Annotated in this window: 12 protein-coding genes; 2 read left to right on the forward strand and 10 right to left on the reverse strand. The window is 42.5% G+C overall.

Annotated elements, in window-relative coordinates:
- Positions 1–17: 17 nt before the first annotated feature.
- From ACSSWA_RS00095 to ACSSWA_RS00140, 10 genes are all read right to left on the reverse strand, one after another.
- A complete protein-coding gene (locus ACSSWA_RS00095) occupies positions 18–1,409 on the reverse strand; it encodes a glycosyltransferase (protein WP_437354569.1) in 1,392 nt (463 codons plus the stop codon).
- Between the two features lie 239 nt (positions 1,410–1,648).
- Positions 1,649–2,821 carry a hypothetical protein gene (locus ACSSWA_RS00100; RefSeq protein WP_437354570.1) on the reverse strand — a complete coding sequence of 391 codons (1,173 nt, stop codon included), beginning with the start codon at positions 2,819–2,821 and terminating at the stop codon, positions 1,649–1,651.
- A gap of 78 nt (positions 2,822–2,899) precedes the next feature.
- Positions 2,900–6,058, reverse strand: coding sequence for a tetratricopeptide repeat protein (locus tag ACSSWA_RS00105; RefSeq protein ID WP_437354571.1), 3,159 nt, complete (start codon positions 6,056–6,058; stop codon positions 2,900–2,902).
- The gene (locus ACSSWA_RS00110) at positions 6,058–7,329 is read right to left on the reverse strand and encodes an RAD55 family ATPase (RefSeq protein WP_437354572.1); all 1,272 of its coding nucleotides are present in this window, start codon (positions 7,327–7,329) and stop codon (positions 6,058–6,060) included. The genes ACSSWA_RS00105 and ACSSWA_RS00110 overlap by 1 nt, the downstream gene beginning before the upstream one ends.
- 141 nt (positions 7,330–7,470) lie before the next feature.
- On the reverse strand, positions 7,471–9,120 hold the full coding sequence (locus ACSSWA_RS00115; RefSeq protein ID WP_437354573.1) for a glycoside hydrolase family 9 protein: 1,650 nt from the start codon (positions 9,118–9,120) through the stop codon (positions 7,471–7,473).
- Between the two features lie 53 nt (positions 9,121–9,173).
- Positions 9,174–9,788 carry a sterol desaturase family protein gene (locus tag ACSSWA_RS00120; protein ID WP_437354574.1) on the reverse strand — a complete coding sequence of 205 codons (615 nt, stop codon included), beginning with the start codon at positions 9,786–9,788 and terminating at the stop codon, positions 9,174–9,176.
- Positions 9,789–9,813: 25 nt separating this feature from the next.
- Entirely contained in the window at positions 9,814–10,884 is a 1,071-nt protein-coding gene (locus ACSSWA_RS00125; protein WP_437354575.1) for a dipeptide epimerase, read from the reverse strand.
- Positions 10,885–11,070: 186 nt separating this feature from the next.
- Positions 11,071–14,535 carry a T9SS type A sorting domain-containing protein gene (locus tag ACSSWA_RS00130; RefSeq protein WP_437354576.1) on the reverse strand — a complete coding sequence of 1,155 codons (3,465 nt, stop codon included), beginning with the start codon at positions 14,533–14,535 and terminating at the stop codon, positions 11,071–11,073.
- A 227-nt stretch (positions 14,536–14,762) separates the two neighbouring features.
- Entirely contained in the window at positions 14,763–17,624 is a 2,862-nt protein-coding gene (locus ACSSWA_RS00135; RefSeq protein WP_437354577.1) for a fibronectin type III domain-containing protein, read from the reverse strand.
- Between the two features lie 183 nt (positions 17,625–17,807).
- Positions 17,808–18,779 carry an NAD(P)-dependent alcohol dehydrogenase gene (locus ACSSWA_RS00140; protein WP_437354578.1) on the reverse strand — a complete coding sequence of 324 codons (972 nt, stop codon included), beginning with the start codon at positions 18,777–18,779 and terminating at the stop codon, positions 17,808–17,810.
- A gap of 134 nt (positions 18,780–18,913) precedes the next feature.
- On the opposite strand from ACSSWA_RS00140, the gene ACSSWA_RS00145 reads away from it, so the two are divergent.
- Together ACSSWA_RS00145 and ACSSWA_RS00150 are read left to right on the forward strand one after the other, a co-directional pair.
- Positions 18,914–20,284, forward strand: coding sequence for a sodium-dependent transporter (locus ACSSWA_RS00145; protein ID WP_437354579.1), 1,371 nt, complete (start codon positions 18,914–18,916; stop codon positions 20,282–20,284).
- A 13-nt stretch (positions 20,285–20,297) separates the two neighbouring features.
- Positions 20,298–21,911, forward strand: coding sequence for an alanine/glycine:cation symporter family protein (locus ACSSWA_RS00150; protein ID WP_437354580.1), 1,614 nt, complete (start codon positions 20,298–20,300; stop codon positions 21,909–21,911).
- Positions 21,912–21,932 lie beyond the last annotated feature (21 nt).

A 21,932-nucleotide genomic window follows, 5' to 3' on the forward strand; every position in this document is an offset into this window, starting at 1 on the left:
TACCTCGGTTTTACTTATTATCTGGATGCACCCACCCGTTCGAGTTTTCCCCAAGTCATACTGAATCCGATAAATTCTTCGACCGTAGCCATAGCTTTTGTGACGTCGATAAGCAATATAAAAAAGACGCGATAAATAATCGCATACGGCACGAGTCTGAACTCTTCCCTTTCAGCTGCAATACAAAAGACCGCCGACATCAAATCGAGCACGGCAATGCCGACCCACCAGAGAAAGAGCGTAATGTGAATTCCGTAAAAAAGAGCGACAATTATAAAATAAAGATTAACAAAGATATTCATTGCAGGCCAGATAAGCGCTTCGTAGAACATCGACCACATAATAAAACTGTTATTGAAATTCAGAGTGGGATTATAGAGATATTTTTTATGTTTTCTGATTGCCTGCAAAATGCCGCGCGTCCATCTGTAGCGTTGTTTGAGAAGCTGATAGATTGTTACGGGAGCTTCGGTATATGCAATGGCTTTCGGTTCATAAACTATTTTCCAGCCTTTTGCAAGTATTTTAAGGGTAATGTCGGCGTCTTCGGCAAACGTATCGCTCGAATAAAATCCTGCGTCTCTTAAAGTCGACTTTCTGAAGACGCCGATCGGTCCGGGAATAATATTTACCATCTGCATAAATCCCTGGGCGCTTCTGGCAAGGTTCAAACCTTCGAGATATTCGAGAGCCTGCAAGTCCGTCAGCATTTTCTTGCGGTTTTGAACTTTAACGTTGCCGGCTACCGCTCCGACGGCAGGATCTACGAAATGCCGCATCGCCATTTTCAATGTATCGGTAGTCAACTGAGAGTCGCCGTCCATACAAAGCACAAATTGAGCTTCGGAATATTGAATGCCCGCATTCAAAGCTTTCGATTTGCCGCCGTTGGGTTTATTGATAAGCGAAACTTTTATCATCGCTCTTTTGCCTTTGTGATATCCCACCAGGCTTTCGGCAATCTCAGCCGTATCGTCGGTAGAACCGTCATTTACGATTATTATTTCATAATTCGGGTAATCGAGTCCGAGCAGCGATTCGACGGAAGATTTTATAATTTTTCCTTCATTATAAACCGGAACGATAATCGACACGAAAGGATAATAACCCGGTTTTGTTTCAACTGTATATTTGGTTAAATAAAAATACGACATGAAAAGGATGCCGAAATAGCGGATCAAAAGAATAAACAGGAAAATCACCAGAGAGACGATGGACGAATAAACAAACAGACCGCTCCAGGTAAGAACGGTAAATGGCATTGTGTAGATAATCGTCAGAATCAGGAAGAGCGAAATTATTCCCGATATAATCATAGTCCGGATTTTTTCACGCGCCACGTTCCTTTTGGGCGGCTTGATTTCCCGGTTGTCAAGTACTATTTGATATTTTGATTTTTCCTGTTTCATAAAATTTACACTATACTCATATTATATCAGTCAATAACAATGCCACTGATTTTCTTTAATTATGAACAATATTTACACTTTCCTAATCCGGTAACAAATACAATTAGATAAAATGACTCAAAATTAGACATAAAGAATATAGTCTTTTCAATAAATTATTGCAAGCTAATAAGTTACATTATTAAGCTAATTTTTTAGTGTAAAAGAATCAATATAACTTATTATTTTCTTAAAAAATTTTATCTGGAGGAATAAGCTTTCATAATTGCATTAAAGAGTAATTCCGCCACTCTTTTACCGCCGATTTTGGTAAAGTGCGAATAGTCTTTAAGAGCCATCGGCGGATTGGCATTGACCCAATCTTCCATCGAATTTTCGCCTCCCATCGCCTCCCACAGATTCCAGAAAGCAATTTTTCCGTCCTTTACAATTTGTTTCTGCGCATTGAGAAGCAAAGGAACGTCCGGATTAGTAATAAACCGTCCGCCGCGTTTCATTGTTTTATCGCCGACGCCTACCAGTATGAATCCCACATTCGGAAACGCTTTTCTGAAATGCTCGATTACCTTCAGCATTTTATTTTTATACAGTTTATAAATGGCTTTGTTCGGCGAGTTGACGTTGGCGCCGTATGTAAGAATAATCAAACCGTAATTCGTTAGTTTTGCGTAATCCAGCAGAATTTCTTCCGGAATATCAATCAACGAAACGCCGCTGTTGCCGGGCATCGGAAAATTATCGAGATAAATACCGGAACCGCTTTCCAGACTGACGCCGTAAAAATAAGGTCTTGTACCGTCGACAAATTTAATTCTTATCGAATTGGCATCGCCTTTTGCGTCGATAATTAATTCCCGCAGATTGTTTCCTTCTTCAAGATTAACTTTTACCGGCGAAGCGTTATCGATTGTATATTCTATTACGCTGTTGCTTGCCGCGTTACTGTAGAACAAGCGCGCATATTTAAAAGAAGAGGCAGATTTTAATTCCCTGCTTGTTTCGTACTTTACCCAGCTGTTTTTGTTCGGAATGGCTACCGACCCGCTTATGCCGATCGGTAAATTATCCGGATTTCTCGTAATAACCGACACATAGTCCCAGTCGTCCGAATAAGTGTGTCGGGTCGTAGTTCTCATTCTGATGTCATTGGCAATTATTTGCATCATCCCGACTCCCTGTCCGCCGAATCTTGTTTGGAAATATTCTCGCAGGTATTCCGATATAACATCGCCCTGAATTAACGAATCGCCGAAATGCGCTATCCTTAAAATTAATTTTCCGTCTTTGTTTTTCAAACGGTCGAGCTGCTCAAAAAAGTATTTTAATTGCTCCAAATTGCCTGTTAAAGGCTCGTCCTTGCCGAGCGAGAAATAGAGAACGTCGTTTTTCGGACCGATAAACTCTATTTTCACGGGTTCCGATGCAAAGGCGAAATTATATGTAAATAATAATATTAAAAATGTAATACGTAACATGGAATTCCTTTCAAATTAATAAATGTTCCAGAAGAGCGACAAATATGCAGAAAGAGCTTTATAACCGGTATCGTACCGGTAGCTGTTTGCATACGATATTCTGCCGGAGATATAAAAATATTCAAATGGTTTATAAACGGCTTCCGCGTAAAGTTCACTTACGATAAAATCGAGGACGGGAAGATATCCCACTTTACCGCCTGTTTTCAAAGCAAGTTTTTCGCTGTTTTCGAGTATGAAATCCGCCCATAAACTGTGGGATATATAATTTTGCGGCGTAAAATAATAGGGCGAGTTGAAACCGTAATCGGCAAAATAATATTCGTAACCGATCACGCCGCTTCCCTTTTGTTTTTCTTCCTCAATGAGAGAATTGAACGTAAAAAATCTTTTCCCGATTCTGAGTTGAAAATCGTTGCCGATATTTCCGTCGGTAACGCTGAGATAGTTATAAAACAATGACAAATAGAGCGTCTTTTTGTAATTGTACGAAGAATTAAATCGATAAATGTCCGTATTCATACTGTACGGCACAAGAAGCGGCGAAAGCAAAATCAAACGAGCGTCGTTCCTTTCAAACGAAAATGCAGCGGAAAATTTTTCTTCTATAAAATATCTGACCATTGCGTCCCAGACGTTTTTCCTCTGCTCGCCCGAAATGTTAAGTTCGCCCTTGCTTCCCATTAATACCAAATTTTTTAGCGGATAAATACTGGCAATTAATTTCAAACCCGTCAAATGCTTGACGTACGAATTGTTTTTAAACCCTGCCCTCTGCCATTGAGCTCCGAATCCCAGAAATCCGAGAAATCCGCCTTCCACTCTTGCCCCGTAATTGAAATAGTCGAGGTCAAAATTGTCGATGTATTTTGTAGTATAAGGAGTAATGTTAATATTTGTTGGGAAAAGTCTTCTGACGAAATCACGAAACGAAATAAGTCCTTTTTCGAGTCCGTACGGCGGTATCCAGCTTAATCTTTGTTTAACGAGATTGATGTTCAAAGAATCTGAAAATTCTTCTTCCAGTTCCTCGTAAATATCTTCGGCGTCGCCCCATTCCCGGCGAGCCGCATAAGCGTCCCCCAAAAACATTTTTTGATACCTCACCTGCTGCAATAAATCTCTATCTTCAATTTCGTTTTCTAGTTCTTCGATTAAATCTTCGGCTTCTTCGAGCTTGCCCGATTTCGTCATGTAGCTTGCCATCAATACATATTTCTGATCGATTTCTCTTTGCGTCTGCGGGTCGTCGGTTTCCGACCGGACGGTTTTGTAGACGGAATCGGCTTTGCCAAAAAATCCGGCAGCGGCAAAAGCGTCTCCTTTGAGTAAAAGGATCTGCATATCGGGCGCGTCTACATTTGCTAGTTTTTCCATTTCGCTTTTTATTGCCGCTGTGTCTTCCAATTCATGATAAATTTTGATTCTTTCGACGGCAATTCTGAAATCGAATTTGTCGTTCGGATCGTATTTTTCATTGAGCAATCTGTCGTAAATTTCGAGCGCCTTCTCTGCAGCTCCGCCGCCTGCGAGTATGCCGGCATATTCAGCGTATTCCTCGCGTGTCGGCTCCGGTTTCTTTTCGAAATATTCTTCGTATTTGGCGCGAGCTTCTTCGCACTTCCCTTCCGAATAGAGAATTTGCGCTTCGCCTCTGATTTCAAGCGCTTTTAGTTCTTCATAAGCCGACAAATGCAGTTCGTAAGTGCTTTCGACGCTTGCCACCAATTGGGAATTCGGCGCAAGTTGTTTTGCAATATCGAGATATTTCTTCGCCTCGTCGAAATTCTTTTTCCATGAATAAAGAGAAACCAGCGAAAGATACGCCTGCAATTCCCGCGGCTTTTTGTCGATTACTTCCAATAAATATTTTTCAGCCAGATCTAGATCTAAAACAGTCCATACGGCAATTTGCGCCCGCAGCAATTTATAATCCGTATTTTCAGGGTCAAGTTCGATCAATTTATCGAGTTGCGCAATGGCGCGTTCCCATTCATAATTCCAGGCGCAATATCTGGCATAAGCATACCTTACGTCCAAATCGGAATCTTCGGGTTTATCGGCAAGGTATTCCGACAAGACTTCGATTGCATCGTCGTATTCAATAAGATTCGAATAGGCTTCGGCAAGTTTAAGAACCGCATCTTTATCGCCGGGATTGTTTTTAAGAATTTCGGTATAATATGCAATTTTACTGTTGTTTGTACTGTCCCGATAATTCGTCACTAGATTGTAGAGCGCTTGAAATTTTTCGTTGTCGTAATATTTATTCTGAAGCAGAGTCAACTGTTGATATGCTTCTTCATAACGGTTGGCTTTGACAAGGTTTTGAGCCAGAAGGAAACGGATGCTGTCGTTTTCGGGATATCTGTTGACTATCGAATAATAACGGTCGATCGGATAAACCCTTTCGAAAGAACGCGGCTGATTCAAACGGAGATAAGCTTTGTTTTGAGCCAGGTCCAAACCGTCCTGAGCTTCTTTGAAAAAGGGTTTCATTTCCAAAGCCCGTTTGAATGCGTCTTCGGCAATATCATACTTGCCCAGCCACAAAGTAAAATAACCGTATCGGCTCCACAACCGCCAGTCGTCCGGATGACGCTCGACGTACTTCTTCAGAATTTTTTCGCCTTTTCGTATCGAGCCGGTTTTTGCCAGGATTTCAGTATAACGAATAATTTCGTCCGGCGAGGCGTTGTCGTCTCTTTTTAGATACTCGTCGTACCAGTATTCAGCATTTTGCCATTCTTCCAGCCACCTGTACGACTTACCGATTTCAAGGTAATAAAAAGGATAATCGGGATTAACGGCAATGTCCCGTTTATGCCCTTCGATTTTCTGATAAAGCTGCTGATGCCAGTAAGAAATTACGCGGTTCAAGTCTTTGGAGATTACAAGATTCGCAGGGTCGAGACGCAGAGCGCGACGCAAATCGAGAACCGCATACTGAAATTGCGTCATCTGCTCGTAACAAAGACCGCGCAAATGATAACCTTCCGCCAATTGCGGATTTAAAGAGATATATTTATTCAATTGGTCGACGGCTTCGGCGTATCGACCTTCGTTCATCAGGTTCTGCGCCTGCCGCTTGACGGCTTCCGATTGAGCTTGAGAAAATAAATTGGACGTAATAAATAAAATCAGAAGAAGAATTATTTTTATACGGACAATCATCATCCTAAAAATTTATTTAAAGGCTGATACGCATTCGTAGCGGAAGTTTCCGCCGACAATACGTATTCCATTAACGACTCTGCGTTATCAAAACGTTCGTCGATTGCCGTATTAAATATCGATATGTATTCCATTACCGCATTAAGATAAGCGGGGTCTTTACTCGGCAAATTATTTTGAACGGTAGAAATTAAATCGACCACGCCTTTTAAGCTTCCTTTAACCAAAAGCACAATCACTTTGTTTTCGATTACGCAAATCTTGTCTTTCTTGCTTGTAGATATTCTAATTGAATTTTGCAATTGATTGACAGAGAGCAATCCTTTTACCTGAGCCACAGGATCAAGTTTGAAGGATACGATATAAAATATTTGTCCGGTGCTTTTGTAGAGGGCGATCTGATTATTCAGAATTAACAGAAAGTCGTTGTAATTATAGATATTAGAAAAGGCATACGGTTCGGGCGGAATATCGATACGCGTCTGTTTTGTAGGGAATCCCTGAAAATGATTTTCTCTGGTCGGATACGTCGCTTCGTATTCTTCGGTTGCAAATGTTTCTTCGTGAAATTCTGTTGTAATTCCCTTATTCGGACGGATTCTGTATTCGGAAGTAAATTCTCCTTCGGTATGCCCGACATTCGGCGTTATTGTAACCCTGCCTCCCTGGAAACGCGAAGAACGGTCGCTCGGTTTCGACAAACGGATTATACCCGTTACAAACTGCGACAAACCTTCGACTATCGCATGCGCTTTCGGAGTCGCCGGCTCGCTTATTACAAACAAACTTGTAATGTCGCGTTCCTCAATGGTTTCGACTGTATTCAAAAACGTATTTCGCAGGTAATCGAGATTTTTAAAACCGACAAAAGGAGTAAGTTCGTCGAATATAATTCTCGTAGGATTATATTGATTTACGACCGTAATGATGTCCTTAAAATATTCGACCAGATAATCGTCCGGATTATACATGCCGTAAACTTCATTGGGAGGCGCCACGCGTATTACAATTATCAGATTCTGGTTCATATACGATTGAATATCGAAATTGAGCGAGGCTGCCTGAATCATCAAATCTTTAGGACGCATTAACGTAAAATAGAGGCACACTTCGGAAGCTTTGGCGGCTTCGAGCGCAAACTGCAAACCGAGCAGAGTTCTTCCTGATTTCCGCGGTCCAACCAGTAAATAACTTCCGCCTCTGTATACACCGCCCCAATTTTTGTCGATAAACTCGAAACCGGACGGTATCATTCTTACAGGACTGATCATGATAAACTCGTTTTAATATAATAACTAATTAATTTAAGCAATGAACATGCCAAAAAATTTATCTATTTTCCGGCTGTTTTGTCCGTTTTTTAATAATCAGAGAGTTTCATTATTCAAACAACGTCTCAAAATAAGACAGTGTCATCTGCTCAAATTCCCGTATACGAAAATAGCCACGGCATTGGAACTGATTGTCGGTTCGTTCGTAATATAATCTTCTTTTTCGTCCCTGTAATAGATTTCGCTGCTCTGATGTTCTTTTAATTTATCGTAATCATTATACGGTATTTTGAAATCATCCACAATTTTTTTTTCAATAGGACCCGCCGCAAAACCGCCCGGAAGCTTGCCTTTAAAATACGAAATTTGATGATGAAAATTGACTGTAAATTTTGTTCCGAATCCGTATACGAACGATATACCCCACGGATTTTTACCGAGGATAAAATCTTTTTGCGCCGCCATCAAAGTATCGTATTGCCTGTCTCCCGTAAGATCCCGATAAAGAATATCGATTAAAGCGATCCCCATCAAAGTGTGATTTGTGCCCCAGCTTAAAGGGATGCCGAGTTCGAAGAGATTTTTACGGCTGTAATCTCTGAATGATTCGAGACTTGTTTTCAGATAGTCTGAAAAACGGGATTGAAAATGCGCCAGACGATAATGAGCAAGCGCGTTAATATCTCCCCAGCTCCACCAGTAATCGCTGCCGGCAGAATCGGCATACGAAACCGCTTCGTCGAGGTAATTCCTTTTACGCGTCGAGAGATAGAGTTCAGCCGCTGCAAGCGCTATTTTGCCCTTGTAACTTTTATCGATATACATACCGCTGCCCGAACTGTCGACGTCCGGAACCGAATTTTTGAGACTGTAGTATTTAACAGCCGTATTCAAACACGTATCGGCAAAATCGGGATAATTTAATTTGTTTTTCCAGATACGCGAAGCGAGCGCCAATGTTGCCGAATAAATTCCGATTAAATTTTTTCCGATGCCGGCAAAAGCCGGACGGTCGTATGTAAGCGGGTCGTCTTCGGGCATGCGCCAGCCTACAGTGTGATCCCGTAAATCCTGTACCTGAGTTATCAATTTATCGCCGTAGCGGCACCTCAATAACCAGTCCAGTCCGATTTTGGCTTCCTCGAGAATGTCCGCCACGTTATTGTTATTATTGTCGAATCCGAATTTATCCGGAGCGAACTCGTATGCGAACAACAGCAGATAGGTCGAGTAAGCGGTTGTGTTCAAAAACTTTGTATAGTCGCCGGCGTCGTGCCATCCGCCGGTTAAATCTTTTTTAATATTAAGCGTATCATCGCCGTCGTAAATTGCCGTGGCGTCCGCAATGTGACAAACTTCGTGCAGCAGAGGATCCGTGTAACCGCACCGCTGCACTTTGAAAAAGTCGAGCAGCGATTCGGTCAGCTTCTCGTATACTTTATTCCCTATTTCAAAAGTATACGAAGTTTTGTCTCCCGCTCTGACTATGTATTTGCCGTTTTCTTTCAAACCGGAGAAATCGAATTTATAGTTGTAATTATACCTGCCGTGTTTGAACTCCGTTTTATAAAACTTCGGATTATATTTCATCTTACCGTTTTCCAATCCGATGATTTCGAGTTCCAAATTATCCAGCGGAACCGTGGAAAGGATTACGCCCGTTTTAATATCGTCCGGCAAATACCCAACCTGGTTCAATCTTATCACGAAATCGCCGTCCGTATTAACGGCGTTTCCGCAATTGTGAGCGGTAAATAAAAATATCAGCAAAATTGAATAGAGCTTTTTCATTAAAAGAAATTAGTTTTTATTCGTTACAATTTAGCAATAATTAAAATATTTTCTTAACTGTCGATAAAATCGGTTTTGAAAATGACGTCCCACGTTTTCTGGCTTACTCCGAAACCTTTGGTTGCGTCTTTATAGTGATGCCGCATATGGTGTTTTTTGATCATTAGCCAGAATTTGTTTTTTATTCTCAAATGATGAACGGCATAATGAGTCATGTCGTAAATTAAATACCCCGACAGAAAACCCGCAAAAAACGGATTGATTGCCTTATCTCCCAATAAATAGAGATAAATAAAATAAAAAAACAAAGCCAGCGGAACGCTTACGGAAGGCGGCATGACGAGCCGTTTCGAGTCGTTAGGATAGTCGTGATGAACTCCGTGCATAATAAAGTGAAGACGTCTGCCGATTTCGCTTTCGGGTTCGTAATGAAACACGAAACGGTGCAGCGCATATTCGGTAAACGTCCATACTATTAATCCGAGAATAAAATAAAAGCTAATTTGCCAGATGCCGAAAACTCCGCCGGATAAATAAAAGAGATACGCTATTACTGGCAGATATATTATCAATGGCACGCTCCAGTGGACTCTGGAAAGCGACTCCAAAAGATCGTTTCGAAACATTCGAACCGTTTCGTCTTTATTGGAAATATAATTCTTAGGCATTATACCCTCCCCTTTAATAACATTATCAGAACAAATTCTCAACCGGAGAGATTCCCAAACCGGGCAAATTCTTCAATAAAAATTTACCGTTCGAAAACTCGAGCCCAACAAACGGATCGTTGTTAATCAAAAGATTGCCGTCGAGGTCGATATAGTCCGCCAGCGGAGCCAATTGCAGCGCGGCGGAAATGCCGCACGACGTTTCCGTCATGCAGCCGAGCATAATTTTCTTATTCATCGATTTTGCCGATTCGATCAGTTTGAATGTAGAATAAATTCCGCCGCACTTCATGAGTTTAAGATTAAATCCGTCGTAAAACGGGGCAACTTTTTCGACATCCTTCAAACTTTTTACCGATTCGTCGGCAATAATCGGGATTGACGAGCTACCCTTTAATAATTCGACAACTTTATCTTCGCCCGCCGGCGCGGGCTGCTCCACGAGTATCACATTATTTTCTTCTAACCATGCAAGAAATTCCCTAAAGAAATTGATTCCGAGTTTACCGTTTTCCGAAGACTTGTCGTTGATTCCTTCCCATGCTTGATTTAAATCCACATAGAGGGGTTTATCCGTTAATCTTCTTATAATACGGATAATTTCTTTATTATAGTCGTGGTCTTTGCCTAGTTTTATTTTATATACGTCGAAGCCGGCTGCGTCTTTAATTTTGCGCTCGATCATATCGGGAGAATCGAGCCCGATTGTATAAGAAGTGCTTACTCCTCCTTTATAAACGACATTGTAAAAATCTCTTACGGGTTTGTTAAGTTTTTTCCCGAGATAATCGTGCAAAGCAATATCGAGCGACGCCATTGCGGTTCGGTTATCGCCGGCGCTTTCGCTCAATGTATTAAGATATTCTATCAGTTCGTCGAAACCCTGAATTTCGTCTATTTCAATACCGCTCAGAAAATTAATTACGCTTTCCCGGTTTTCTTTCATATACTGAGGCAGACTTGCTTCTCCGTAACCCTTTAAATTATTTTCATCTTCAACTCCAACCAAAACAGCGGGAGTCGTTTTTCTCGAATAGTAAGAAATATTAAATTGATTTTTCAGAGTGAGAGTAAATTTTGCGGCTGTAATTTTCATACCGGAAAAATAGCAGAAACAGAGGTCACTCGAAAGAGCGACCTCCGTTTTTTTGATAATAATTTAATCTATGTCAACCGAAGTAGGTTTGATGGCATGCATAGAGCGCCAATCCGATTGCGGCTAACATGATAATAACAAAGATTGATGCACCTAATTTTCCCATTATTTAAACCCTTCCGGAAATTATTTCATTAAAATCATTTTTTTGACGGCTGTAAATTCTCCCGCATCTATTCTATAGAAATAAACCCCTGCGGCGGCGGATTTTCCGTAATTATCTTTTCCGTTCCAGACTATCGTATGATTGCCCGCTTGGAATTCACGGCTGATAAGAGTTCTTACTTCCTGTCCCAGTATATTGTATATTTTTAATGAAATAAATCTTGATTCCGGCAGCGAAAATTTAATTACCGTTTCGGGATTAAACGGATTCGGATAATTCTGTTCCAAAGCAAAGTCCGAAGGAATTTCGGCGACTTCTTCAACGTCGGTTACATTGTCGCCGACTTTGAAATATCCGGATTCGGAATATTCCGAAACGTCGCCGTTTGACGTTTTGGAGCGTACGCGCCAGTAGTATTCTCCCGGAGCCAACGATTCGACTGCGGCGTGCAATTGTTCAAGATTCTCAAAAGAGCGTATATCGTTGAATTCCGGATTATCCGCCAATTCGACGTCGTATTTCAGAGTCGATTTAGAAGGCGCCGGCACAAACCACGAAAGCATCGGCTGAGCTGTGTTTACAACCACTCCGCCGTTCGGCGAGCCGACCATCGGAACCACAGAACTTGCGCCCGGATCGATTGTGAAGCTGTAAATTGCAGAATAAGGCGTATAATTCGCTCCCGAATAATAACCTCTTACTCTCCAGTAATAAGTTGCGCCCGGAGTCAATCCGGTCAACTGATAAGAATAATTATTCCCTACGGTTCCCGGAGCAATTGTAGTAGGACTGCCGAAATTGCTCTGTTGCGAATATTGAACTTCGAATCCCGTAATTCCGAGATTCGATCCGTTCAAATACCAGTATAAGGTAACATCGTCGTCGTATACAAGGCTGGCGTTATTCGGAGCCGAAGGAACTACTGTAACCGTGCCTCCGCCGACAACGGTAAATGAACCCTGCGAATAATCTGCGTGAGCCGGGGCGTTCGTGCCGTCGTAGAGCGCCACAGCCCAGTAATATGTCGATCCGTACGTTAAATCTGACGTAAATGTGTAAAACAAAGTATTAATATCGTTTATTGTCGCAGTGCCGTCATAAGTGCTTGCCCAGTCTGCCGAAGCGCTGGATTCTTTCCATCGCACTATAAATCCGCTCCAACCCAATGTTGAACCGTCAACGAACCACGATAATGTCGGTCTTGCCGTATAAACGGTTGGGTTGCCTACCGGGTAAGAAGCAACGGCGCTGCTGTTCTGTCCTCCGACAATTTTGAAACTTTCGGCGGAACTCCATGCCGAAGCATTTGCGGGATTGCCGTTTTCATAAGATCTGACTTTCCAGTAATAAGTTGCGCCCGCCGTTAAGTTTGTTACCTGATAATACAAATTACTGATATTCGTATAAGTAGGCGTTCCTGTAAATGTATTTGTTGTGTTAATTTCGATATCGTAACGGAGGTCTGTCGCAAGCCCGGCAACATACCAATAGAGAGTCGGCGACGTTGTGTATACGTCTACGCCTCCAATCGGGTACGAAGGAACGGGTTGATAAGCCGTTACGGTAGCTGCGGCATAAGTCGTAAATTCGGCTATATCGGAATAATTAGTTTGTGTGTTGTACGTAGTCTTAACCTGCCAGTAATAGTGCGTGTTTGCATCCAGATTGGATGTTAAAGTGTAGAATAAATTGGCTCCCGAACTGTATGAAGAATAGACAGTTTCATCATCGAGTTTTGCAGGATCCGCGCCGGTGTTCGTTTTCGAAATAAGCACAGTGTATGTTGCATTCGGTTCGGATTCTGTTGTATACCAATATAATGTCGGTTGCAAAGTGTAAACGGTAGCATTGCTTATAGGCCATGAAGGATAAGCCTTAACCGCTCCGCCTTTTGTAGTAAACGAAAAGACCGATGAATACTTAGCTACTCTGTCGGAAAAGTCGAATTTATTCGCAACGGTTCCGTCGTCGTAATAAGCCACCACTCGCCAGTAATATTTCGAGCTGCCTTGTAAGCCGGCAGCCGATTGATTCAGAGTATTTATATTATCTGCAAAGTATGCAAAGTCTGCAGTTGAAGATGTAGTTACGTAATTATTAACCGCAGCGTACCATTCGCTCTGCGTGGGCGGCGTGGATTTTTCGTAAACCTGCAGTGAAAATTTCATCGAACCTACGGGAATGCCCAGGTACCATGAAAAAAGAAGCGGGTCGTATTGAATAACTTCCATTGCGTCTGAAGGGAAAGATTGAGTAACAGTAAAATCGCTCAATGTAGTAAACGACCAAACGCTCGATACCGCGCCGTTGACGGTCACTCGCCAGTAATAAGTTGTATTGTTGTCCAGCGGCATACCGGCGTCGTTTTCGGTAAAATTATACGAACCGGCTGAAACCGATTTGCTTGCAACAACGTTAGCGAAAAGATTGTCGGTTGCGATTTCAATCAGGTATGTGGACGTTCCGTCGTAATCCCATGAGAATTCCGGTTCAAGCGATACTCCGGTTAATGTATTTGCGGGCGAAATCAAACCCGGAACTACTTTGAACGTTCTCGACGCCGTTGTAACTGCGGTATTGTCTAACGGAGTATTGGAGTCGTCGATTGTAACTTCCCACGTATATGTACCGAAATCGAGATTAGCCGCGAATGTAAACGGACTTGTTTCCGTACTGTTATAACTGTATGCGTTCGGTCCCGTTACGTTAAGATTATACGTTACGTTACTTACGGATGCCGAAGTGCTCCATTGCAAAGTAGGAGTCCTGTCGGATAATTCCGCTCCGTCTGCAGGACTGTCGAGACTGACCGACGGGAAACCCGTTTTAAACTGATTCCCGTTTACAGTAAAATTGTCCGTACCTTCGTCGTCGTTGGTGACAACGATACGAGTATCATAGTTTGTGTTGTAGTCGAGCGGCGTCAGGTTTACAACCTGGTTAATAAGGCTGCTGTTCTGATTGGCAAAAGTAGCCAATGTTGTCCACCCCGAACCGCCGTTAATTTGCACGACTATCGTAACCGTAGAAGCTGTGCCCGAATGCGTATACGTAAAATCAATCGACTGACCGGCGACCGCTAAATTAGCCGCATTCGGCGGTTGACTGTTAATCGTAATAGACGAAGGATCAATTTGTGTTTTAAATGAATACGAATGCCATGCGCCGTCGGTACCTCCTCCATCAGTATCTGTGTCCCTTACTCTCCAATAATATGTGGTATTGTAAGAAAGCGCAGGAAGACTTAAGCTTGTAGCTGCGGTGTTCGTAGCCGATGCGTCGACGCTTCCGAATAGCGGGTCGTCGTCAAATTCAACGTCGTAAGGACCGTTTCCGTTTCCGTCATCAAAATCGGTCCATGAAACCGAACCTAAACTTTGAGAAACCCCGGCTTGTCCGTCAGTTGGCGTGGGCGTTTGCGCGTAATTTATCGAAGAGAACAATAATATTACGCACAATACTAAACTGTATTTCAAATATCTCATTTGCATCCTCTGAGATTGTTAATGTATTTTTATTTACCCGGCTGGTTTTTATGTTATAGATATTACTGGATAAAATATCCTTTTATTTTTAGATAAGCAAGTTAAATAACTTTTAAATATGCACTTCAATTAAAATAAATGTGATGGCATGCATAGAGAGCCAGTCCTACGGCGGCAATTACAGCGCCCATCATAAATTTCGCCAGCAAATTTTTCATTTTTTAATTTTATTTTATTAATAACATTCTTTTTACCGCCTGTTTTGAACCGGCTGTCAATTTATAGAAATAAACGCCGCTGGCAACTTTATTGCCGAAGTTATCGTCTCCACGCCAAATCAGGTTGTAATTGCCCGGTTGCAGTTCTTTTGAAATTAACGTTTTAATTTCTTTACCCAGGACATCATAAATAGTAAGCGTCACAAAATCGTTCCTGTCGATTTCAAAACGGATTGAAGTTTCCGGATTAAATGGATTGGGATAATTCTGATATAATTGGAAATCGTATTTCAATTCTTCGCTTTCTTCGACCGCCGTAATATTGTCGACAGTTTTAAATACGCCCACGGAAGAATAATCGGAAACCATTCCCTCTTTTGTCCTGGATACTACTCGCCAGTAATATGTATTGCCGGGGTACAAACCGTTAATCTCAACGAACGGTTTTTCGAGTCCGCCCACTATATTCCTATTTTCGAATTCATCGTCTACGGAGTACTCAACGTCGTAAGTCAGCTCCGATTCGCTTTCGGTGGGAATGACCCAGGATAAAACGGCAGACGAAGAAGATACAGGCTGAGCGTGATTCGGAGAGCCGATTAAAGGCACAACGGCAAAGGCTCCCGCGTCGGTTGTAAATGCAGCGATGGAAGACCAGGCTGACTCGGAGCCAGGCGAACCCGCAACTTTTGCTCTTACCTGCCAGTAATATGTCGTTCCCGCGGATAATCCCGACAGCGCAAAAAAATTATTATTCAAATCCGAAACAGTCGTCGGATTAAATAATTGTCCGCCGCCGTCCAGAGTTGTCGAATACCGTAAATCGTAATTTAGCGTATAAGCCGACGAAGCATACCAGTATAATGTAGGCGACAAAGTGTAAACAATGGCGCCTCCTACGGGATAAGTTTGCGTAGGCACCGGAGCGCCTGTGGATGCATAAGACGGTATATTAAATGATTCTACGGACGACCACGAAGACGGAGTTCCCGCGTCCCCTATTTTCGAACGGACTCGCCAATAATAAGTTCCTCCGCTCAATCCCGACGGCAGCACGTAATAAAGATTATCAATCCAACCGGAATTGCCCAACGGCGCGTCGTTTAAATCTGAATCGTCATCCCACTCAACGTAATATTTCAATCCGTCGACATAAGAAGTTATATACCAGTAAAGAGTAGGAGGATTGATGTAAGAATCGCTTCCGCTTACAGGCCAGGAAGGAACAGGTACCGGAGCCGACGCCGGAGTAGAGCTGTAGATTTCAAAGCTTTCTTCGCCGCTTGTAACTACATTAGAAGCAAATGAATTCGATGTTGAAGCGTCCACAACATAGTAATAAGTATTGCCCGGAGTTAAATTCGTAAGCGTCAAATATAAATTACTCGTAACGCTGCTCGTGCCCGTATAACTGCCCGACGACGTACCGTAACGGACACGGTAATATAAACCGGGATAATATGAATTTACGTACCAATAAATTGTAGGGCTTTGAGTATATACCATAACCCCGTCAGCGGGATAAGTCGCTACGGGAGTTGGGACTGATTGAGTCGTAAATTCCCAAACGTCCGAATAACTTATTACGATACCCGTATTTGTCTTGCCCGTAATTCTCCATTTATATAATTGTCCAGGCGTCAGAGATGAAGCGTCGTACGAATAAAAAGTCCCCGTTAAATCCGACGCCACGCTCATAGGCGAAGAAAAATCCGTATCGTCGTCAATTTCCAGATCGAATTTCATACCATACTTTGTTGAGTACCAGCTGAAGTATATTGTTTGCAAATTGAGAGTTGAAGAATTGGCTGGAAGTGTCGGAACCGGAATATACGGCGCGGCTTTAATTATATCTCTGCCGTTCGTGGTTCTGCCCGCATTCGAAGTCATTATAATTTCGCCGTTCGGACCCTGAAAATGCGAACCGACAAAATTCCATTGCCCGCTGCCACCGTTATAGAGCGAACCTGTCAAGTCCATTAAAAAATTGCCTGCTTTATCATAAATATGAACGTCTTTCGTAGACATCACTGTTACCGCTATATACTCATTGTCTCTGCCTGTCCAGTATCCCCAGTAACTGTCGGCAATCGGCGTAAAATCCTGGTCTTTAACCCAAGCGGTGCCGTTATAAGTTAAAGTATGCGTAGTATTAACAGGCTCGGCTGCGGTTTCTCCGGACCAATAAAGTATAACCGTGCCGTCCTCGTTTGAAATCGGTTCGTATTCCTTGTAGTCTGCCGTATTAGTAATATTGGTTCTTGCAGCGCCGTCCCATATGAAAAGGTCGGCTCCGCCTCCGGCGCCGTAATCCCAAAAAATAATCGATGTTGTACTGGAGCCGAGGAAATCCGGATTAGTCACATCGTCGCTTCCGGAAGGTTCATAAACGGCTGTCGTCAAACCGGAAGAGAGCTCGTATTTTAGAACGCGATTGTTAGTGGTTGCGTTTCTTTCCACATAACCTACAAAAGAACCGTCGTCGCTCCAGAACGGATTGCCGTATGTGGGTCCGTTAGTATTATCCGAATTGCCGGCAGATATAACGGTTTCCCCGCTGCCGTCCGTATTCATAAGCACTATTTCAACTCGTCTTATAGGACCTTCGTAATAATACTTTTGCGCTGCAATTTTCGAACCGTCCGGACTCAACCCTGCTTGTGTGTAATAAACATTCTCAGGCGCGGTAACAATTGTATCGAATGTGTAGTATTGATTGCTGAATTGAGGCGAGCCGTAACTGTTGACCGAACGCAAAGATTTTTTTATCGAACTGTTTGATTCAATCGGCTGGTTATGCGTATTTACCTTATTATTCTGCGCCGCTAATAGAACAGACAGAATAAAAAAGAGGACAATGCTCTTTTTCATTTGCACCCTCTGTCTCTTTATTTATTAAATTATTTTTATTACCCTTTCGTCAATAACCCGGAACCATATGAGTAAAGGTAATATTTCTTCGGCTGGTGTAACAAACGTAAAACTAATTATACATAATGTCAAGAAAATATTTTAAATATTACATAGCAATTAAACTATTTAGATATATTCCAATTAGATTAGTTTTATAACAACGTTACCTCGCTTGTGACCTTTGTCCACATAGTCGTGTGCGGCTCTGATTTGTTGGATATCGTATTCCTTGTCGATTAACGGTTTAAGTTTGCCGGTCGTCATCAATTTATTAACGAAATCCATATCGCGCAGCTTCTCCTTTGCCGATCTTAAACCCGTAAAAGCAATTATAGCTTTTTTGCCGCCGATAAAACGCGTGTACAATTTTTGCCAAAGAATTGCGGGAGTTACAACCGTAGTAAGATACCTGCCGTTTTTCTTCAAATACATTTTAGTTTTTCCGAATGACGTTTTCCCTACCGCGTCGAAAATTATATCGTATTTTTTCAGCTGCCCGGAGATTTCCGGCGAAGTATAATCGAACGCATAATCGGCTCCGAGAGATTTTACGAGTTCGAAGTTCCGGGGACTGCATAGCGCGGTCACTTCGCAATCATAAAACTTAGCAAGTTGAACAGCAAAAGAACCGATACTCCCCGAAGCGCCGTTTATTAACACTTGCATTCCTTTTTCAATTTTGCCTTCGTCCCTTAAAAACGGAAGAGCGGTAAGAGCGCCGTATGAAGCAGCAGCCAGGTCAAATGAGACGCCCCCGGGAATTAACGAAACGGCATCGTTCCGGTTGACTTTTATATACTCCGCGTATGCGCCGAATCCGTCCGGCGCGCCTCCCCATACTTTGTCCCCTTTGTTAAAACTTGTTACCGATTTTCCGGTTTCTTCCACAACGCCCGAGAACTCGCCGCCCAAAACATTTTTTTTCGGTTTGAATGCTCCGGTAAAAAGTCTCGCAAAAAACGAGTCGCCCTTTCTAAATGTCGAATCGACTGTTGTTGCCGTTGTGTAATGAATCTTTATCAATAATTCATCTTCGTTAACTACTGGCTTTTCGATTTCCGCAATATGCAGCACATCCGGATCGCCGTACTCATTGTTAATAACAGCTTTCATTTTTCCTCGCTTTATTTTAAAGAACATACTTGCGTCTGTAATAATTCACTGTACACAAATATTTATTTTTATTGATATTTTTGAATGATTATCCAATATTTGCAGAAATTTAAAATTACAACTGAGGACGATAAATGATTCCTAACAATTCCGGAAGAGAACAATGGGGCAGCCGTGCGGGCTTTATATTGGCTGCGGCGGGCTCGGCTGTCGGTTTGGGCAATATTTGGCGATTTCCTTACCTTGCCGGCGAAAACGGCGGCGCCGCTTTTATATTTGTCTATATTTTATGCGTCTTGCTTATCGGCATACCGGTTTTAATAGCCGAAGTGCTTATCGGCAGAAGCGCTCATAAAAATCCCGTAGGGTCATTTAAGTCCTTACACCCTTCTCCGTTCTGGCATTCCGTAGGAGGAATCGGCGTGATAGCTGGCTTTGTTATTCTTTCGTTCTATACTGTTGTAGCCGGATGGACGCTCGGTTACATTTACGAAGCGATTAACGGCAACTTACTCCAATACAGCTTGCCCGATATAGCTCAATCTCATTTTTCAGACCTGCTGGCTGACGCTTATTGGAATGTGGGATTGCTTACGGCTTTTATGCTTCTGACAATGGGAATTGTTTATTTCGGAGTTCAGAAAGGAATCGAACGCGGCAGCAAAATCATGATGCCGATGCTCTTTATTTTACTTCTGGTATTAATGATAAGAGGACTAACTTTGGACGGCGCTTCGAAAGGATTGGAGTATCTTTTCAATCCCGACTGGTCTAAAATCACTACCGGGGTTGTATTGGCTGCAATGGGACAGGCGTTCTTTTCGATGAGTTTGGGAATGGGAGCCATGCTTACGTACGGAAGCTATATGTCTATGAAGGATAATCTTCCCGCCGCTTCAATTTGGATTGCGACATTAGATGCATTAATTGCAATCATAGCGGGTATCAGCATTTTTACTGTTGTATTTGCAACGGGTCAAAATCCAGATGTAGGACCGAGTCTCATATTCAGAACACTCCCCGTTGTTTTTACAAAAATACCAGGAGGATTCTATTTTTCAATTCTGTTTTTTATAGCTCTCACATTGGCGGCTCTTACTTCCACGGTTTCATTGCTCGAAGTGGTTACAGCCTATTTTGTAGACGAAAAAGGCTGGAGCCGTAGAAAAGCTGTCGTGGTATTCGGGTTTGCCGCTTTGCTGCTCGGCGTGCCAAGCGCACTGTCTTTTAATATACTTGCAGACTTTAAATTCGGAGAATTCACTTTCTTCGATTTGTCGGAATTTTTATCGTCGAATTTGCTTCTGCCTCTCGGAGGATTTTTCATTTCAATTTTCGTCGGCTGGGTATGGGGCTTCGATAAGGTAAAAAATGAAATCAGACAGGGAGCCGAATCACTCTTCGATAAATATCCGTGGATGCTGAATTACTGGAAATTCATTCTTCGATTTGTCGCTCCGGTATTGATTATCGTAATTTTACTCAGTTCCATTGGAATCATCTAAAAAAGGGGTTAAAATGAAAAAATCGACCGCCGGATTAATCGGCATTGCTATAATATTTACCGTTTTAATAATAGGAGGCGTCCCCTTCTTCAACAGCGTATGGACTTTTCCCGGCAATTTCGAAAGCATAAAAAATTTCCCTTCGCCCGACGTACCTCTCGGTTCAATTCCTTTTATGTTGATTGCGCTGCTGGGCACGGGAATTTTTATAACAATAAAACTGAAATTTCCTCAAATCCGTTATTTCTGGCACGGAATAAAAGTTACCGCCGGAATATACGACGATCCGAAAGACAGCGGGGATTTGAATCACTTCAGAGCTCTTTCTACTGCAATCTCTGCAACTGTCGGTATAGGAAATATTGCCGGAGTGGCAACGGCAATTTATTACGGCGGTCCCGGCGCGCTTTTCTGGATGTGGGTGACGGGCATATTCGGAACCGCATTGAAATTTTCTGAAGTTTCTCTAGCTCATAAATATCGCGAAATTTTGCCCGACGGCTCGATTGCGGGCGGTCCGATGTATACAATCGAAAAAGGACTCGGACCGAAATGGAAATGGCTGGCAATTATGTTTGCATGTTTTGCGGTAATCTGTTCGTTTGCAACAGGCAACGCAATCCAGGCGTTTACGCTTTCAGACCAGATCTATTCTGAAGTAACTCAAGTTGTCGGCACGAACAATTTCTGGACAATCAAACATCAGATTTTCACGGGCTTTGCAGTTTCTTGGCAGCAGGTTATAAACGGACTGGTTCTTTCCTCAATTGTAGCATTGGTAATTATCGGCGGCATTAAAAGAATCGGAAGGGTTACAAGCATTCTCTCGCCTTTCATGGCTGTGTTTTATATAATTGCAACGCTGGCAATAATCATTGCAAATATCGGCTCGTTAATTCCGAGTTTTGAATTAATAATAGAAATGGCGTTCAATCCGCCGGCAAAAATAGCGGGAGCCGCCGGCGGCACATTTCTAGTAATGCTGAACACCGTACTGTGGGGAATCAAGAGAGGCTTATATTCGAACGAGTCCGGTCAGGGAAGCGCTCCGATTGCGCATTCTGCCGCAAAAACCAAATACGGAGTACGCGAAGGCACGGTTGCGCTGCTTGAACCTTACATCGATACTCTTACAATTTGCACGTTGACCGGCTTGGTTATTATTATTACGGGAGCCTGGTATCATACCGAATTTTACAAACTCCGCATCGATCCGAATTATACTGACCAAATTTACAACGCAAGCATTTTGACTTCATACGCATTTAAAATCGGATTAAGCTGGCTGTTCGATTACGGAGATAAAATCGTAACGCTTGCGGTTCTGCTCTTTGCTACTTCGACTATAATAAGCTGGTCTTATTACGGAGACAGAGCCACATATTATTTGTTTGGAGATAAAGCGATATTACCATACAAGTGGGTTTTTGTACTTTTTGTTTTTATCGGCTCGATTGCCGAACTCGAAGCGGTTTGGGCCTTCGGAGACGCTGCGCTCGGATTTATGACAGCGCCGAATCTTTTATCGATAATTTTACTTTCGGGCGTTCTTAAAAACGACGTGCGGGAGTACTTTTCAATGAATCACATACCGTATAAAAAATTGAAGAAAGACGGGAAAGATTAAAGAAAAAAGGCTGCCTTTGGG

The organism is Melioribacter sp. Ez-97 (assembly GCF_051488665.1).
In the GTDB taxonomy this organism is placed as follows: Bacteria; Bacteroidota; Ignavibacteria; order Ignavibacteriales; family Melioribacteraceae; genus Melioribacter.

Coding starts and splice junctions, on each gene's coding strand:
- ACSSWA_RS00115 (WP_437354573.1), bottom strand. CDS start 9,120: ATGAAAAAGCTCTATTCAATTTTGCTGATATTTTTATTTACCGCTCAC.
- ACSSWA_RS00110 (WP_437354572.1), bottom strand. CDS start 7,329: ATGATCAGTCCTGTAAGAATGATACCGTCCGGTTTCGAGTTTATCGAC.
- ACSSWA_RS00145 (WP_437354579.1), top strand. CDS start 18,914: ATGATTCCTAACAATTCCGGAAGAGAACAATGGGGCAGCCGTGCGGGC.
- ACSSWA_RS00095 (WP_437354569.1), bottom strand. CDS start 1,409: ATGAAACAGGAAAAATCAAAATATCAAATAGTACTTGACAACCGGGAA.
- ACSSWA_RS00105 (WP_437354571.1), bottom strand. CDS start 6,058: ATGATTGTCCGTATAAAAATAATTCTTCTTCTGATTTTATTTATTACG.
- ACSSWA_RS00120 (WP_437354574.1), bottom strand. CDS start 9,788: ATGCCTAAGAATTATATTTCCAATAAAGACGAAACGGTTCGAATGTTT.
- ACSSWA_RS00150 (WP_437354580.1), top strand. CDS start 20,298: ATGAAAAAATCGACCGCCGGATTAATCGGCATTGCTATAATATTTACC.
- ACSSWA_RS00125 (WP_437354575.1), bottom strand. CDS start 10,884: ATGAAAATTACAGCCGCAAAATTTACTCTCACTCTGAAAAATCAATTT.
- ACSSWA_RS00135 (WP_437354577.1), bottom strand. CDS start 17,624: ATGAAAAAGAGCATTGTCCTCTTTTTTATTCTGTCTGTTCTATTAGCG.
- ACSSWA_RS00140 (WP_437354578.1), bottom strand. CDS start 18,779: ATGAAAGCTGTTATTAACAATGAGTACGGCGATCCGGATGTGCTGCAT.
- ACSSWA_RS00130 (WP_437354576.1), bottom strand. CDS start 14,535: ATGAGATATTTGAAATACAGTTTAGTATTGTGCGTAATATTATTGTTC.